The organism is Microbacterium sp. LWO13-1.2, from assembly GCF_038397725.1.
In the GTDB taxonomy this organism is placed as follows: domain Bacteria; phylum Actinomycetota; class Actinomycetes; order Actinomycetales; family Microbacteriaceae; genus Microbacterium.
The window spans coordinates 2,955,227-2,968,247 of sequence record NZ_CP151634.1 but is presented as its reverse complement, the minus strand read 5'-3'; the positions used below and the strand labels follow the sequence as shown (position 1 = coordinate 2,968,247).

Genomic DNA, 13,021 nt, shown 5'->3' with positions numbered 1-13,021 from the left:
GTCAGCGCGCTCGATCCATCGAGATAACGGCACCGGGGTTGAGGATCCCAGAGGGGTCGAGTTCGCGCTTGATCGCGGCGAGGATCCGCACCCCCGTCTCACCGATCTCCTGTTCGAGCCACGGCGCGTGATCGCGTCCGACGGCGTGATGGTGGCTTATGGTGCCGCCCGTCGCGATGATCGCATCGTTCACACGCCCCTTGATCACCTCCCAGGCTTCGAGAGGATCCGATCGGATGCTGGCCAGGACCGTGAAGTACAGCGACGCGCCCGTCGGGTAGATGTGCGAGACGTGGCACATCACGTACGGCCTCGCACCTGCATCCGTGATTCCTTCGTGCAGGGAGGCGGTCACCGCCGACCGCAACGCGTGCAGGTTCGACCACGTGGTCGCCGTTTCCAGCGTCTCGCAGAAGACGCCCGCGTCCAGCAGCGCGTCACGCAGGTAGGGACCGTCGAAGCGTCCATCCAGCCACTCCTCGGCCGCCCCCTCACCGGATGACGTTCCTCCTGCGGCGGTGAGCAGTGCTGACGTACGAGCGCGACGATCGGAGATGCCCTCCCCCTCGTATACCGTGACGATGCTGGCGCCCTTCGCGAGCGCCTTCCCGATCCTGCCCACCTGCGCGAGACTGACAGCGGTCTCCGCTTCGTCGGACAGGCGGATGACCGTCGGTCCTCCGCCGTGCTGTGCGACCTGCCTCAGTCCGTCGGCGCCTCGGGCGAAGTCCGGAAAGCTCCAGGACTCGAGAATACGATCACGAGGTACCGGATGCACGCGCACGCGGACTTCCGTGATCACCCCGAAGATGCCCTCCGACCCGAGGAACACGCGGATGAGATCCGGGCCTGCTGCCGACCCCGGTGAACGACCGAGTTCGATGTCGCCGGTCGGGGTGGCCACGCGGATCCCCGTGACCATCGCGTCGAATCGCCCGAGGCCCGCAGAGTTCTGCCCCGATGAGCGCGCAGCCGCGAATCCGCCGATCGTGGCATAGCGGAAACTCTGGGGGTAGTGACCCAGTTCGTATCCGCGTGCGGTCAGCAGAGCCTCGGCGTCCGGGCCCGTCGTACCGGCGGCCAGGAGCGCCTCTCCGCTGACCTCATCGAGATGGATGAGACCAGTGAGCCGCCGCAGATCGAGGCTGATGACGCCCCGATGCGCGCCGCGCTCAGGTGCGAGAGCTCCCACGACGCTCGTTCCGCCACCGAACGGGATCACTGCGACGCCACGCTCGGCCGCGACGCCGAGCACGGCAGCGACCTCGGTGTGACTGCCCGGGAGGATCACGGCATCCGGCGCGGCCTGGTGCTGTCTGCGTCGCCTCAGCAGGTCGGGAGTCGAGCGCCCCCCGGCGTGACGGATCCGCGCCTCTGCGGAGTCATCCACGTGCGCGATCCCGACGACCGCGACGAACGCCTCGAGATCGTCCGACTGAAGCGCCGAGGGTTCGAGGTGCACATCGCCCAGGACGACCGGTGCATCCGGCTTGCGGATCCGCCCGAGCAGCAACGGAAGAAGAGCGCGCACCGCTCGCGGGAGTTCCTGCGCCTTGACCGGGTCGCCCCAACCGTTCCACCGCATCTCCGACTGTGCGGCGTCGCTGCCGTTCTCCTGCGTCATGCGTTACAGTGTGACACATCATGGAAGAACGTCAAGTCATCGCCGATCCGCCGATCGTGCCGTCGCCGCAATGGGATGCCACGCAATCGCGCATCCTCGACGCGGCCGACGCGCTGATCAGCCGCCGCGGGGTCCACGGCGTCACCATCGCAGAGTTGGCACGGCGAGCAGGCCATAGCCGACCGACCATCTATCGAAGCTGGAGCGATGCCGACGACGTGGTCCGCGCGGCTCTGCTCCGGCGCGTGGCGGGAATCGTCGAGCAGTTCCCCACCCAGGCCGGGTCGCGTCAGAACCTGGTCGACGACGTGCTTCGGTTCTCTTCGCTCTTTCGCAACGATGCCGTCTACGGGCGACTGCTCGAGGACGAGCCCGAGGTCTTCACCCGCTACACGTTGCAGCGCGTCGGATCGAGTCAGCGGATGATCCTGCAGTGGCTGACGATCGCCATCCGCGAGGCGCAACAGGGTGGCACCGTTCGTGATGGCGAGCCGAACGAGATCGCAGTGATGCTGCTTCTCATCGCGCAATCGGCAGTGCTGTCGCACGGCACCGTGTCCGAGCTGATCTCCCCGGAGGCGTGGGAGCGCGAGCTTCGCGCCGCGCTCGATGGGCTGCTCCGACCATGACCTCTCCCTCCCCCGACCTCAATGTCGCGCGTCGGGCCGAAGAACTCCGCCGCTCGGCTCAGGAGACGGTCGACGTGCTCGTGATCGGAGGCGGCATCACGGGCGTCGGAGTCGCGCTCGACGCCGCGTCACGTGGACTGAGCGTCACTCTTCTCGAAGCGGACGACCTGGCGTTCGGCACCAGCAGATTCAGCTCCAAGCTCGTGCACGGCGGTCTTCGCTACCTCGCGACTGGCGACATCGCCACCGCGAAGGAGAGCGCGTTCGAACGCCACCTGCTGATGACGGTCATCGCACCGCATCTCATCCGGCCCCTCGGTCAGCTTCTCCCCTTCGCTCCCGGTGTAACGGCGCGACAGCGCGCGGCGGGCATAGCGGGCATGGGCATGGGCGACCTGCTTCGGATGCGGGCACGCACCCCACGAAAGGCACTGCCTGCGCCACGTCTCGTCTCGGCCCGCACCGCCAACGCTCTCGTTCCCGCCCTCAACCCGCGCGGTCTTCGAGGAGGGATGCTGTCGTACGACGGTCAGCTCGTGGATGACGCCAGGCTGGTCGTGACGGTGGCGCGCACCGCCGCAGGTCTCGGTGCCCGCATCCTCACTCGGGTGAGGGCACTCGAGCTCCACGGTGGCGGGGCGAAGGCCGAGGATGCGCTGACCGGCGAACGCCTCGAGATCCGAGCGCGCAGCGTCGTCAATGCCACCGGCGTCTGGGCGGGCACTCTGGACGAGTCGATCACGGTCCGTCCCAGCCGGGGAACCCACATCGTGCTCGATGCCGCCGACCTCGGTCACCCGTCCGCGGCGCTCACCATCCCGCACGAGGGCTCGATCAGTCGCTACGTCTTCGCCTTGCCACAGGTGAATGGGCGCGTCATCGTCGGGCTCACGGACGAAGACGCTCCGGGCCCAGTGCCTCGGGTCGCCGTTCCGACGGAGGGCGAGATCACGTTTCTGCTGTCGAATCTCAACCGGGTGCTGTCTGTCCCCATCCGCAGGAATCAGGTCCACGGCGCTTTCGCCGGACTCCGCCCGCTGGTGGACTCAGGCGCAGACTCGACAGCGGACATCTCCCGCCGCCATCTCGTCGCCGTCTCGGAATCCGGCTTCGTCAATGTGCTGGGCGGCAAACTGACGACATACCGCCGGATGGCCGAGGACGCCGTCGACCTCGCCTCGAGCACCGGCGCACTCGGCGCACCTCCGAGCCGGACGGCATCACTCCGACTCGTCGACAGCGCCGTGATTCCGGCGTCGGGCACGGCCTCCCAAGCTGAACTCACACGTGCAGAGATCGAGTTCGCCGTCCGCGCCGAAGGCGCCATGACGGTCGATGACATCCTCGATCGACGTTCCCGTGTGGGTCTCGTCGCCGTTGATCGAGTCCGCGCGACTGCGACGGTGGAAGCCGTGCTCGCCGAGACTCTCGCGCAGCTATCCTGAACGATCGAGCACCGGCGCCTGTCGTTGCGTTTCCACCGCACGACTCAGCAGGGAACAGCCACGGAACAGCGTGTGAACACCACCGCTGTGGTGCCCCAAGACGCCGCGCGCGGGCGGCGGAGCGTGCACAGTGGTGTCATGGACATGCTCCTCTCGATGCTGGGCGGCAAGGGAATATCGGGTCTGTTCAAGACAGGCACCGCGATCCTCACGATTCTGCTGGTCGTTCCGGCTCTCCTGAAGATCTTCATCGTGACCGTCGACGAGGGCTGGGCGGCGATCCGCACACGAAACGGCAAGCCGATCATCCGTAACCGTCCGCAGCGACGTCCGACGAACCGCGGCGGCGCAGTCGGAGAGGTCGTCGTCCTCGATCCGGGGTCGCACGGCGCCTTCCCGCTCTTCTACTGGTACCGGCTCATCGACGTGCGGTGCCGGGCGACTGACCTCCCCGCACGCGAGATGAGCGGCGCCACCGGGCGACAGTTCCGGGTGCATGCCTCCTTCGAGTGGCGACCCATTCCGACCGGCCGTGATCTGCGCGTCTTCGAACTCGATGTCGTCAACGTCAAAGAGCGCGCGTCGAACATCGTCGGCGCAGCCCTGAGAGACGTGATCCGCGGATTCGACGACGCAGAGCTCCCGCACAACGACGAGATCAACACCCGGGTGATCGCCGCCAGCGCTGAGGAAGTGCGCCGCGCCTGCGGCGTGGAGCTCGTCCGCGTGATGGTCACCGGCGACTCGCTGACGGACGGCTACCTGCTGTCGACGGCCCTGCGCGACACCGACCGCGGCGCCCAGGCGGTCGCATCGCTGCACGCCCTGAACTGAACCGGCGCTGTCCGGCACACCTTCACGGGTGTAGTGTTTTGAACATGTTCGAAACTGAGATTCCGGAGAGTAAGAGCGCCCGTACCCGAGCCCGAATCAGCGAGGCTGCAATCGCCTCCTTCATCGAGCGCGGGTACGCCGACACCACGATGCGGTTGATCGCCGATCGTGCCGGTGTCTCGGTTGGAAATGCGTACTACTACTTCCCGTCGAAGAATCATCTCGTTCAGGACCTCTACGAGCGCGTGCAGCGCGAACACGCGGGGGCTGCGGTTCCGCTCCTGGCAGAGGAACGGGGACTAGTGGATCGACTGCGCATCGTCTTCGAGTCGGGGCTCGACACTCTCGTTCCCTATCAGCGCAGCGCTCCCGGATTCCTGAGCGCGATGATCGCGCCCGACTCCCCTATCAACCCTCTGTCCGCCGATTCCGGCCCCGCGCGCGAGATGACGGTGTCACTCTTCCGTGAGGCCGTCAGCGGTGCGCAGCACCGGCTCCCGACCGACGTGGCAGCCCTCCTACCGGAAGCGCTGTTCGTCGCCTACCTGGGCTTGGTGCTCCGCTGGACCTATGACAGTTCTGCCGGCCAGGAGAAGACCAGGCGGATGCTCGATGCCGGACTTCGCCTGCTTGCCGTTTCTTTGCCGTTCGTGCGGATGCCGGGGCTGCATCAGACGACGCGCGAACTCCTCACGCTCGTCGTGGAGATGCGATCGTGAGTGAGGACGATTCTGCTGATGGCCGCAGCGGGGCAATGGATTTCGCGAGGCCGTATTTCGGTCGCGCGGTGCGCACCACCTGGGTTCTGTTCGTCGTCCTCGTCACCGTCGCGTTCATCGTCCAACGGCTCCAGCCCGTGCCCGGCCTTGTTTATGAAGAGGTCAATGGAATGACAGGCGCTTCGCTGTTCGTATTTCGAATCGCCGTCGTCACGGTCGTTGTGACAATCGCCTCCGGCATAGGAGCCATCCTCCTCTCACCCCTCGGCTGGCTTCTGTGTCGACTGCTCCTTCCGATTCGTTCGTTCGCAGTGCATTTCGTCGCGTATGCCGCACTCGGTGCAGGGATCGGACTCGTGTTGATGGTGCTCTTCCCAGCAGCAGCGCAGTACTGGTCGGCGGTGTTCGGAATCCACACTGTCGGCGCACTGACGCTATCCGTACCGTTGGGGTGGTGGCTCACGGCGCGCAGAGCGCTCCGTGAGGATCCCGGACTGATACGCAGACGAGAAGTGCCTGGACTGGGGACGCCTCTATCCCCACAAGCCGATGAGTTCTGACGCACTACAGAAACCCCCACTCCGGCGCATCGGAGTTAACTACACCGGGCAGGGAGTTCGGTAAGGGTCGCTGGGCGCTCGGGCACATGCTCGCCGGAACCGACCGGTTCTTGATCCACACGTAGCGCACTGCGCGCTCGGTGCCGTCATCGGCATCGTCGTCATCGTGCTCGATTCCTCAACAGGATCCGGCATCGACACTCGGTCGGCCGCCGTAGTCGTAGGCGCGTCTGCGATGTCCGTCTCGACGGATGGTCCAGCCGCGATCTGTACCCAACTGGCTGAGTTCAGCGCCGTTCGTGCAGCGGGAGGTCGATCGCGCCGGTCTCGCCGGCGTTGCGCGCGACCGGGATCCGGGTGCCGAGGACCTGAGACACGACGTCCTGCGCGATCTTCGAGGCTGTGAGGCCGGCATCCGCGAGGATCTGCTCGCGCGACGCGTGGTCGATGAACTGATCCGGGAGGCCCAGTTCATCGACGGCCGTATCGATGCCGGATTCCCGGAGCACCTGCCGAACGCGAGTGCCGATTCCGCCGACGCGAATGCCATCCTCGAGCGTGATCACCAGACGATGCCGAGCGGCCAGGGTCACGACGGATGCTTGCACCGGAATCGCCCAGCGCGGATCGATCACGGTCGCCCCGATCCCCTGCGCGCGCAATCGTGCAGCGACGTCCATCGCCAATGCGGCGAAGGGGCCGATCCCGACCAGAAGCACATCCTCGGACTCGCCACGGGCGAGCACATCGACGCCGTCATCGAGACGCTCTATCGCGGGAAGTTCCGGGGCCACCTCGCCCTTCGGGAAGCGGATGACGGTGGGACCGTCGTCGATGGTGACGGCCTCGTCCAGCGCCTCGCGCAGCCGGGCACCGTCACGGGGAGCCGCGATGCGGATGTTCGGGACGATCTGCAGCATCGCCAGATCCCACATGCCGTGATGACTCGGCCCGTCGGGACCGGTGACGCCGGCCCGATCAAGAACGAACGTGACGCCTGCGCGGTGCAGGGCGACATCCATCAGCACCTGGTCGAAAGCTCGACCCATGAACGTGGCGTAGACGGCGACAACCGGGTGCAAGCCGCCATAGGCGAGACCGGCAGCAGAGGCCACCGCGTGCTGCTCGGCGATCCCCACGTCGTAGACCCGGTCCGGGAAGCGTTCGGCGAACGGCGCGAGTCCGGTCGGGCGGAGCATGGCTGCCGTCATCGCGATGATCTTCGGATCACGCTGACCTGCGTCGACGAGCGCATCGGAGAAGACATCCGTCCACCCCTGGCCACCGCTGGACAGGGTTTCGCCTGTGGTCGGGTCGATGCGCCCGACAGCATGGAACTGGTCGGCCTCATCGTCGCGCGCCGGCTGGTACCCGCGCCCCTTCTCGGTGATCGCGTGAACGATCACCGGAGCGCCGTAGGACTTCGCGAGCTCAAGTGTCTCCAGGAGCGCGCCCAGGTCATGCCCGTCGACCGGCCCGAGATACTTGATGTCGAGATTCGAGTACAGCGCCTCGTTGTTCGTGAAGCGCGAGAGGAACCCATGCGTTCCGCCACGCACGCCCCGGAAAACGGCACGTCCGACGGGTCCGAATGCTCGGAACAGGCGATCCGACTTGCGGTGCAGATCCTTGTACGCGGCGGCGGTGCGCACCCTGTTCAGGTACCGCGACATGCCGCCGATCGTCGGCGCGTAGGATCGGCCGTTGTCATTCACGATGATGACGAGGTTGCGGTCATTGTCATCGGAGATGTTGTTCAACGCCTCCCACGTCATCCCGCCGGTGAGCGCCCCATCGCCGACGACGGCCACGACATGACGGTCCGAACGGCCGGTCGCAGTCAGCGCACGTGAGATCCCGTCCGCCCAGCTGAGCGAGCTCGAGGCGTGCGAAGACTCGACCACGTCGTGCGGGCTCTCGCTGCGCTGCGGGTAACCGGCGAGGCCCCCGCGCACACGCAGATCAGAGAAGTCCTGACGCCCGGTGAGCAGCTTGTGCACATACGACTGATGCCCGGTGTCGAAGATGAAGGGGTCGTCCGGCGAGGAGAAGACCCGGTGAAGGGCGATGGTCAGCTCGACGACACCCAGGTTCGGGCCGAGATGGCCGCCCGTCCGCGAAACGTTCTCGACAAGGAAAGCGCGGATCTCCTCAGCCAGTTCCACCAACTGCTCGGTAGACAGCGCGTCCAGATCCCGGGGTCCTGAGATGCTCGGAAGAATGGGCATCTGCACCTCCTCACAGGCGTTGTGCGGCTCGTCCGATCGGACGGACGAGAACCCCTCGATCCTATCGCGGCTCTCCGGGAATCCCCGGAGAGCGAAGCCGCTTCTGCAGGGCGGCCGCATCCGCCAGCTGTCATTCGCCTACGAGGTCCTCGACGCTGCCAAGGTCAGGCTCAGGGACGGCCGGACGGCATACGAGCTGCGCGACCTCGACGTACACGAGTTCTCGTTCGTGCTCGTCAGCGCCAACCGTGACACGTCCATCGCGGCGGTGAAGTCAGCACTGGCACGTCGCCCATGGCTCACCAAAGTCCTTTCACGGGGCGGCGGTGCTCTTTGCTTCCTGCCTGTGGCATTTACTGGCGTTCGGTGCCAAGGTGAGACGGATGAACCGCTCTCAGAAGGTCGCCGCTACCGTGTCGGTGCTCGTCGTCGCGGGCCTCGCCGCTGTGGCTGCTCCCGCTGTCGCGTCGGTCGCGTCGGATATAGGCGGCTGGGCGCTGTTCAACCAGCCCGCAGCTGCTGCTCCGACTGATGCCGCTACTGCTCCGGCTGATGAGCCGGTCGCGTCTCATGCGCCGACCCTGGATGGCATGCACGGCGACTGCGCTCTCCTGTATTACCCGAACGATCCGTCGATCACTCCGCGGCTCGACGCACCCGTCGACAACGGTCCGCGCGAATTCGCGGTCGGCGAGGTCGGCCTCGTTGACGGTATCCCGACGACGTACACCGTCGCGCCGGGCGATGCGATCCAGGGAATCGGTGCCCGCTTCTGCGTGTTCGGGACGGGCCTGTTCTACTTCAACGACGTTCACCTGCAGGGCACCATCCAGCCGGGCGACGTGCTGCGCCTGCGCCCGTAGCACTCGATCCTCCGAAGGCTCCGCTTCCCGTCCGGGGAGCGCGGGCCTTCGCTGTTCGTTGGATGCTGCCAGAGTGTCAGCTCATCCCGCCGTGCACCCAGTCCTGCGCCCGCCAGATGACGTTCTACAGGTTCCATGGCGCAACGTCGCATGTGTCCCGCCGCTGCCCCATGCGGGCGGTCCAGGAGGCGATGCGGCCGCAGCAGATGCGGCGTCCGGTGAACTGGTAGACAGCGTTGCAGAGCGCGCTGCGCATGGAGGTGTCCCCTCGTCGGTCGCGGCCCCGGAGCGGGGCTAGCGTTGGCAGCGGCTCACGCCGTCATTTCTATGGCGCGTTCTTCAACGCAAAGCGCCCCGCCCGGCTGATGCCGGACGGGGCGCTACTCACTTCAGAACTACACCAGCGAACGCAGCACGTACTGCAGAATGCCGCCGTTGCGGTAGTAGTCCGCCTCACCGGGGGTGTCGATGCGCACGACCGCGTCGAACTCGATCGGCTGCTTGCCCTCGGCCGAGTTCTCGCTCGGGGTCGCCGTGACGCGCACCGTCTTGGGGGTCACGCCCGAGTTCAGCTCTTCGAGGCCTGCGATCGACACGATCTCGGTGCCGTCGAGTCCGAGCGACTCCCAGCTCTCCCCAGCCGGGAACTGCAGGGGAACGACGCCCATGCCGATCAGGTTGGAGCGGTGGATGCGCTCGAAGCTCTCGGTGATGACCGCCTTGACGCCCAGCAGGCTGGTGCCCTTGGCCGCCCAGTCACGCGACGACCCGGAACCGTACTCCTTGCCGCCGAACACGACGAGCGGGGTGCCCTGCTCGGCGTAATTCATGCAGGCGTCGTAGATGTACGACTGCGGTCCGCCCTGCTTCGTGAAGTCGCGCGTGAAGCCGCCTTCGACGACCTGACCGTCATTGACGGCCGAGACCATGACGTTCTTCAGACGGATGTTCGCGAACGTGCCGCGGATCATCACCTCGTGGTTGCCGCGGCGCGAGCCGAAGGAGTTGAAGTCCTTGCGGTCCACACCGTGCGCGGTGAGGTACTCCGCGGCCGGCGTGCCCGTCTTGATGTTTCCGGCCGGCGAGATGTGGTCGGTGGTGACCGAATCGCCGAGCGTCGCCATCACGCGCGCGCCCTGGATGTCGCGCACCGGGGTGAGCTCCATCGTCATACCGTCGAAGTACGGAGCCTTGCGGACGTACGTCGAGTTCTCATCCCACTGGAAGATCGCGTCATCCGGAGTCGGCAGGCTCTTCCAGCGCTCGTCGCCCTCGAAGACGGTCGAGTACTGCTTGATGAACTGCTCACGGGAGATCGACGAGTCGACGAGGTTCTGCACCTCGTCGGGCGTCGGCCAGATGTCCCGCAGGAAGACGTCTTCGCCGTCGGTGCCCTTGCCGAGCGCATCGTTCTCGAAGTCGAAGTGCATCGAACCTGCCAGCGCGTACGCGATGACCAGCGGCGGGCTGGCAAGGTAGTTCATCTTCACGTCGGGGCTGATGCGACCCTCGAAGTTGCGGTTACCGGAGAGGACTGCGGTGACGGCGAGATCGTGAGAGTTGATCGCCTCGGACACCTCCTCGATCAGCGGACCGGAGTTGCCGATGCAGATCGTGCAGCCGTAGCCGACGGTGTAGAAGCCGAGGCCTTCGAGATCCTTGTCGAGACCGGACTTCTCGTAGTAGTCGGTGACGACCTTCGACCCCGGGCCGAGCGTGGTCTTCACCCACGGCTTCTGCTTCAGACCCTTCTGGAGGGCCTTCCGCGCGACGAGTCCGGCGGCGATCATCACCGACGGGTTCGAGGTGTTCGTGCACGACGTGATCGCGGCAAGCGTGACAGCGCCGTTGTCGAGGATGTACTTCTCCCCCGACGGCGTGGTCACCGGCACCGGCTTCGAGGCATTCGCCGGTGCACCGCTGTTGATGTGCACGGGACGGGTGGTCGTCTCCTCCTCACCGGGGACGGAGCCGGGGTCGGATGCCGGGAACGAGTGCTTCGAGTCGAGATCGACGATGTCATCCGACGTCGATGCCGACGCATAGCTGAGGATGTCCTGCTCGAACTGCGCCTTCGCCTCGGAGAGGAGAATGCGGTCCTGCGGGCGCTTCGGTCCGGCGATCGATGGCACGACGGTTCCGAGATCGAGCTCGAGGTACTCGCTGAAGGTCGGCTCGTGCGAGGCGTCGTGCCAGAGCTTCTGCTCCTTGGCGTAAGCCTCGACGAGCGCGACGGCCTCGTCGCTGCGGCCGGTGAGGCGAAGGTAGTCGAGCGTGACGTCGTCGATCGGGAAGATCGCTGCCGTGGAGCCGAACTCCGGGCTCATGTTGCCGATGGTGGCGCGGTTCGCGAGCGGGACCGATGCCACGCCGGCGCCGTAGAACTCGACGAACTTTCCGACGACCCCGTGCTTGCGCAGCAGGTCGGTGATCGTGAGGACGACGTCGGTCGCCGTCACACCGGCCGGGATCTCACCGGAGAGCTTGAAGCCGACGACGCGCGGGATGAGCATCGACACGGGCTGGCCGAGCATCGCAGCCTCGGCTTCGATGCCGCCGACGCCCCAGCCGAGCACGCCGAGGCCGTTGACCATCGTCGTGTGCGAGTCGGTGCCGACGCAGGTGTCCGGGTAGGCACGGAGGACACCGTTGACATCGCGGTCGTAGATGACCTTGGCCAGGTGCTCGATGTTGACCTGGTGCACGATGCCGGTGCCAGGGGGGACGACCTTGAAGTCGCTGAACGCCGTCTGGCCCCAGCGCAGGAACTGGTAACGCTCACCGTTGCGCTCGTACTCGATCTCGACGTTGCGCTCGAGCGCGTTCTCGCTGCCGAAGAGGTCGGCGATCACCGAGTGGTCGATGACCATCTCGGCGGGAGAGAGCGGGTTGATCTTGTTCGCGTCGCCGCCGAGAGCCGTGACAGCCTCACGCATGGTGGCGAGGTCGACGATGCACGGCACGCCGGTGAAGTCCTGCATGACCACGCGCGCCGGCGTGAACTGGATCTCGGTGTTCGGCTCAGCGGCGGCATCCCACGATCCGAGCGCCTCGATCTGCGCCTTCGTCACGTTCGCGCCGTCTTCGGTGCGAAGCAGGTTCTCCAGGAGGACCTTGAGACTGAAGGGGAGGTTGTCGAAACCGGGCACCGTGTCGATGCGGAAGATCTCGTAGTCGGTGCTGCCGACCGTCAGGGTGCTCTTGGCACCGAAGCTGTTCACCGTCGACACGAGTGCGTCTCCTTCTGATCGGATGGGAGCGGCAGGCGTCTCCATCTTGCTCGCCTCTGAGGTCCGGCGGCTAGCAAGGCGGACCTAACCAGTCTGCGCGTTTCGGCCTCTCGGCAGAAGCTTTCAATTTATCTTGACGTCAAGATAAATCTATCACGATTCGACGGCGACGTCCTCCGACGGCGTGCGGGGATAGAGTGCCCGCACCACGAGCCAGGTGACAGCGATCATCGGCGCGAACAGCGGCAATCCCATGATCAACTTCAACGTGCCGAGCGCGGTGACGTCACCGGCGAAGTACAACGGCAGCTGCACGCCGAGACGCGCGAAGAACAGCGCGGCCCATGCGATGCCCAGCCAGAAGAACGCCCGACGCTTGCGCCGATCGCTGCGCCACGCCGTGCCCTCCCCCATCAGGAAGCCGACGGCGAGCCCGATCAGCGACCACCCGACGAGCGCGGAGATGAGGAGAACCGAGCCGTACAACGAGTTCGTGATGAATCCGGGAACGAAGTTGTCCTCGCCACGCCCCGTCCACAGCGCGAGGGCAGCCGCGGCGCCGGCTGCGACGAGCCCGCCCAGTGCGGCAGCCGGCGGCGACTTCTGCAGCAGCCGCACGATCGTGAACACCGCAGCGATGCCGACGGAGACGCCGAGCGCCAGGATCAGTGGATCCGGCTTCACCGTGAAGAGGACGACGAAGGCGAGGCTGGGCAGGACGGATTCCAGGATGCCGCGCCATCCGCCCATCGCTGACCACACGACCTTGTGGGTCGACGAGCTGTCTGCGGGATCGAGCCCCGCGCGACGTGCAGCACCGCCGAGCGCCGCGCCGAAGATCTCCGTCGCGCTCTGCTCGCGCTCGGCGTCGGGATCGGGTGCGCTCACG

General features: G+C 66.2%; 10 protein-coding genes. 6 read left to right on the top strand and 4 right to left on the bottom strand.

What is annotated here, in order from left to right; all coding sequences use genetic code 11:
• Position 1 precedes the first annotated feature (1 nt).
• Positions 2–1,624 (bottom strand): FAD-binding oxidoreductase, encoded by a 1,623-nt coding sequence (locus MRBLWO13_RS14090; protein ID WP_341974632.1) that lies wholly within the window; start codon positions 1,622–1,624, stop codon positions 2–4.
• A 20-nt stretch (positions 1,625–1,644) separates the two neighbouring features.
• Here MRBLWO13_RS14090 and MRBLWO13_RS14085 point away from each other — a divergent pair, with 20 nt between their 5' ends.
• From MRBLWO13_RS14085 to MRBLWO13_RS14065, 5 genes are all read left to right on the top strand, one after another.
• Entirely contained in the window at positions 1,645–2,253 is a 609-nt protein-coding gene (locus MRBLWO13_RS14085) for a helix-turn-helix domain-containing protein (RefSeq protein ID WP_341974631.1), read from the top strand.
• Positions 2,250–3,698, top strand: coding sequence for a glycerol-3-phosphate dehydrogenase/oxidase (locus MRBLWO13_RS14080; protein WP_341974629.1), 1,449 nt, complete (start codon positions 2,250–2,252; stop codon positions 3,696–3,698). Before MRBLWO13_RS14085 ends, MRBLWO13_RS14080 begins: the two co-directional genes overlap by 4 nt.
• 138 nt (positions 3,699–3,836) lie before the next feature.
• Complete coding sequence (locus MRBLWO13_RS14075) at positions 3,837–4,532, top strand: SPFH domain-containing protein (RefSeq protein WP_341974627.1); 696 nt, start codon at positions 3,837–3,839, stop codon at positions 4,530–4,532.
• A 44-nt stretch (positions 4,533–4,576) separates the two neighbouring features.
• A complete protein-coding gene (locus MRBLWO13_RS14070; protein WP_341974626.1) occupies positions 4,577–5,251 on the top strand; it encodes a TetR family transcriptional regulator in 675 nt (224 codons plus the stop codon).
• Positions 5,248–5,811 (top strand): hypothetical protein, encoded by a 564-nt coding sequence (locus MRBLWO13_RS14065; RefSeq protein WP_341974624.1) that lies wholly within the window; start codon positions 5,248–5,250, stop codon positions 5,809–5,811. The genes MRBLWO13_RS14070 and MRBLWO13_RS14065 overlap by 4 nt, the downstream gene beginning before the upstream one ends.
• 287 nt (positions 5,812–6,098) lie before the next feature.
• Here MRBLWO13_RS14065 and dxs read toward each other — a convergent pair whose 3' ends face one another.
• On the bottom strand, positions 6,099–8,039 hold the full coding sequence (gene dxs, locus MRBLWO13_RS14060; RefSeq protein ID WP_341974623.1) for a 1-deoxy-D-xylulose-5-phosphate synthase: 1,941 nt from the start codon (positions 8,037–8,039) through the stop codon (positions 6,099–6,101).
• A gap of 383 nt (positions 8,040–8,422) precedes the next feature.
• On the opposite strand from dxs, the gene MRBLWO13_RS14055 reads away from it, so the two are divergent.
• On the top strand, positions 8,423–8,902 hold the full coding sequence (locus MRBLWO13_RS14055; protein WP_341974622.1) for a hypothetical protein: 480 nt from the start codon (positions 8,423–8,425) through the stop codon (positions 8,900–8,902).
• A gap of 395 nt (positions 8,903–9,297) precedes the next feature.
• Here the strand turns inward: MRBLWO13_RS14055 and MRBLWO13_RS14050 are convergent, their stop codons facing one another.
• The gene (locus MRBLWO13_RS14050) at positions 9,298–12,132 is read right to left on the bottom strand and encodes an aconitate hydratase (protein ID WP_341978416.1); all 2,835 of its coding nucleotides are present in this window, start codon (positions 12,130–12,132) and stop codon (positions 9,298–9,300) included.
• 153 nt (positions 12,133–12,285) lie between these two features.
• Positions 12,286–13,020 (bottom strand): DUF3159 domain-containing protein, encoded by a 735-nt coding sequence (locus MRBLWO13_RS14045; protein ID WP_341978414.1) that lies wholly within the window; start codon positions 13,018–13,020, stop codon positions 12,286–12,288.
• Between the last annotated feature and the right edge of the window lies 1 nt (position 13,021).

What these genes read in the sequence shown, in the direction of transcription:
- MRBLWO13_RS14070 (WP_341974626.1), top strand. Translation starts at nt 4,577, where the DNA reads ATGTTCGAAACTGAGATTCCGGAGAGTAAGAGCGCCCGTACCCGAGCC.
- MRBLWO13_RS14080 (WP_341974629.1), top strand. Translation starts at nt 2,250, where the DNA reads ATGACCTCTCCCTCCCCCGACCTCAATGTCGCGCGTCGGGCCGAAGAA.
- MRBLWO13_RS14085 (WP_341974631.1), top strand. Translation starts at nt 1,645, where the DNA reads ATGGAAGAACGTCAAGTCATCGCCGATCCGCCGATCGTGCCGTCGCCG.
- MRBLWO13_RS14075 (WP_341974627.1), top strand. Translation starts at nt 3,837, where the DNA reads ATGGACATGCTCCTCTCGATGCTGGGCGGCAAGGGAATATCGGGTCTG.
- MRBLWO13_RS14090 (WP_341974632.1), bottom strand. Translation starts at nt 1,624, where the DNA reads ATGACGCAGGAGAACGGCAGCGACGCCGCACAGTCGGAGATGCGGTGG.
- MRBLWO13_RS14055 (WP_341974622.1), top strand. Translation starts at nt 8,423, where the DNA reads ATGAACCGCTCTCAGAAGGTCGCCGCTACCGTGTCGGTGCTCGTCGTC.
- dxs (WP_341974623.1), bottom strand. Translation starts at nt 8,039, where the DNA reads ATGCCCATTCTTCCGAGCATCTCAGGACCCCGGGATCTGGACGCGCTG.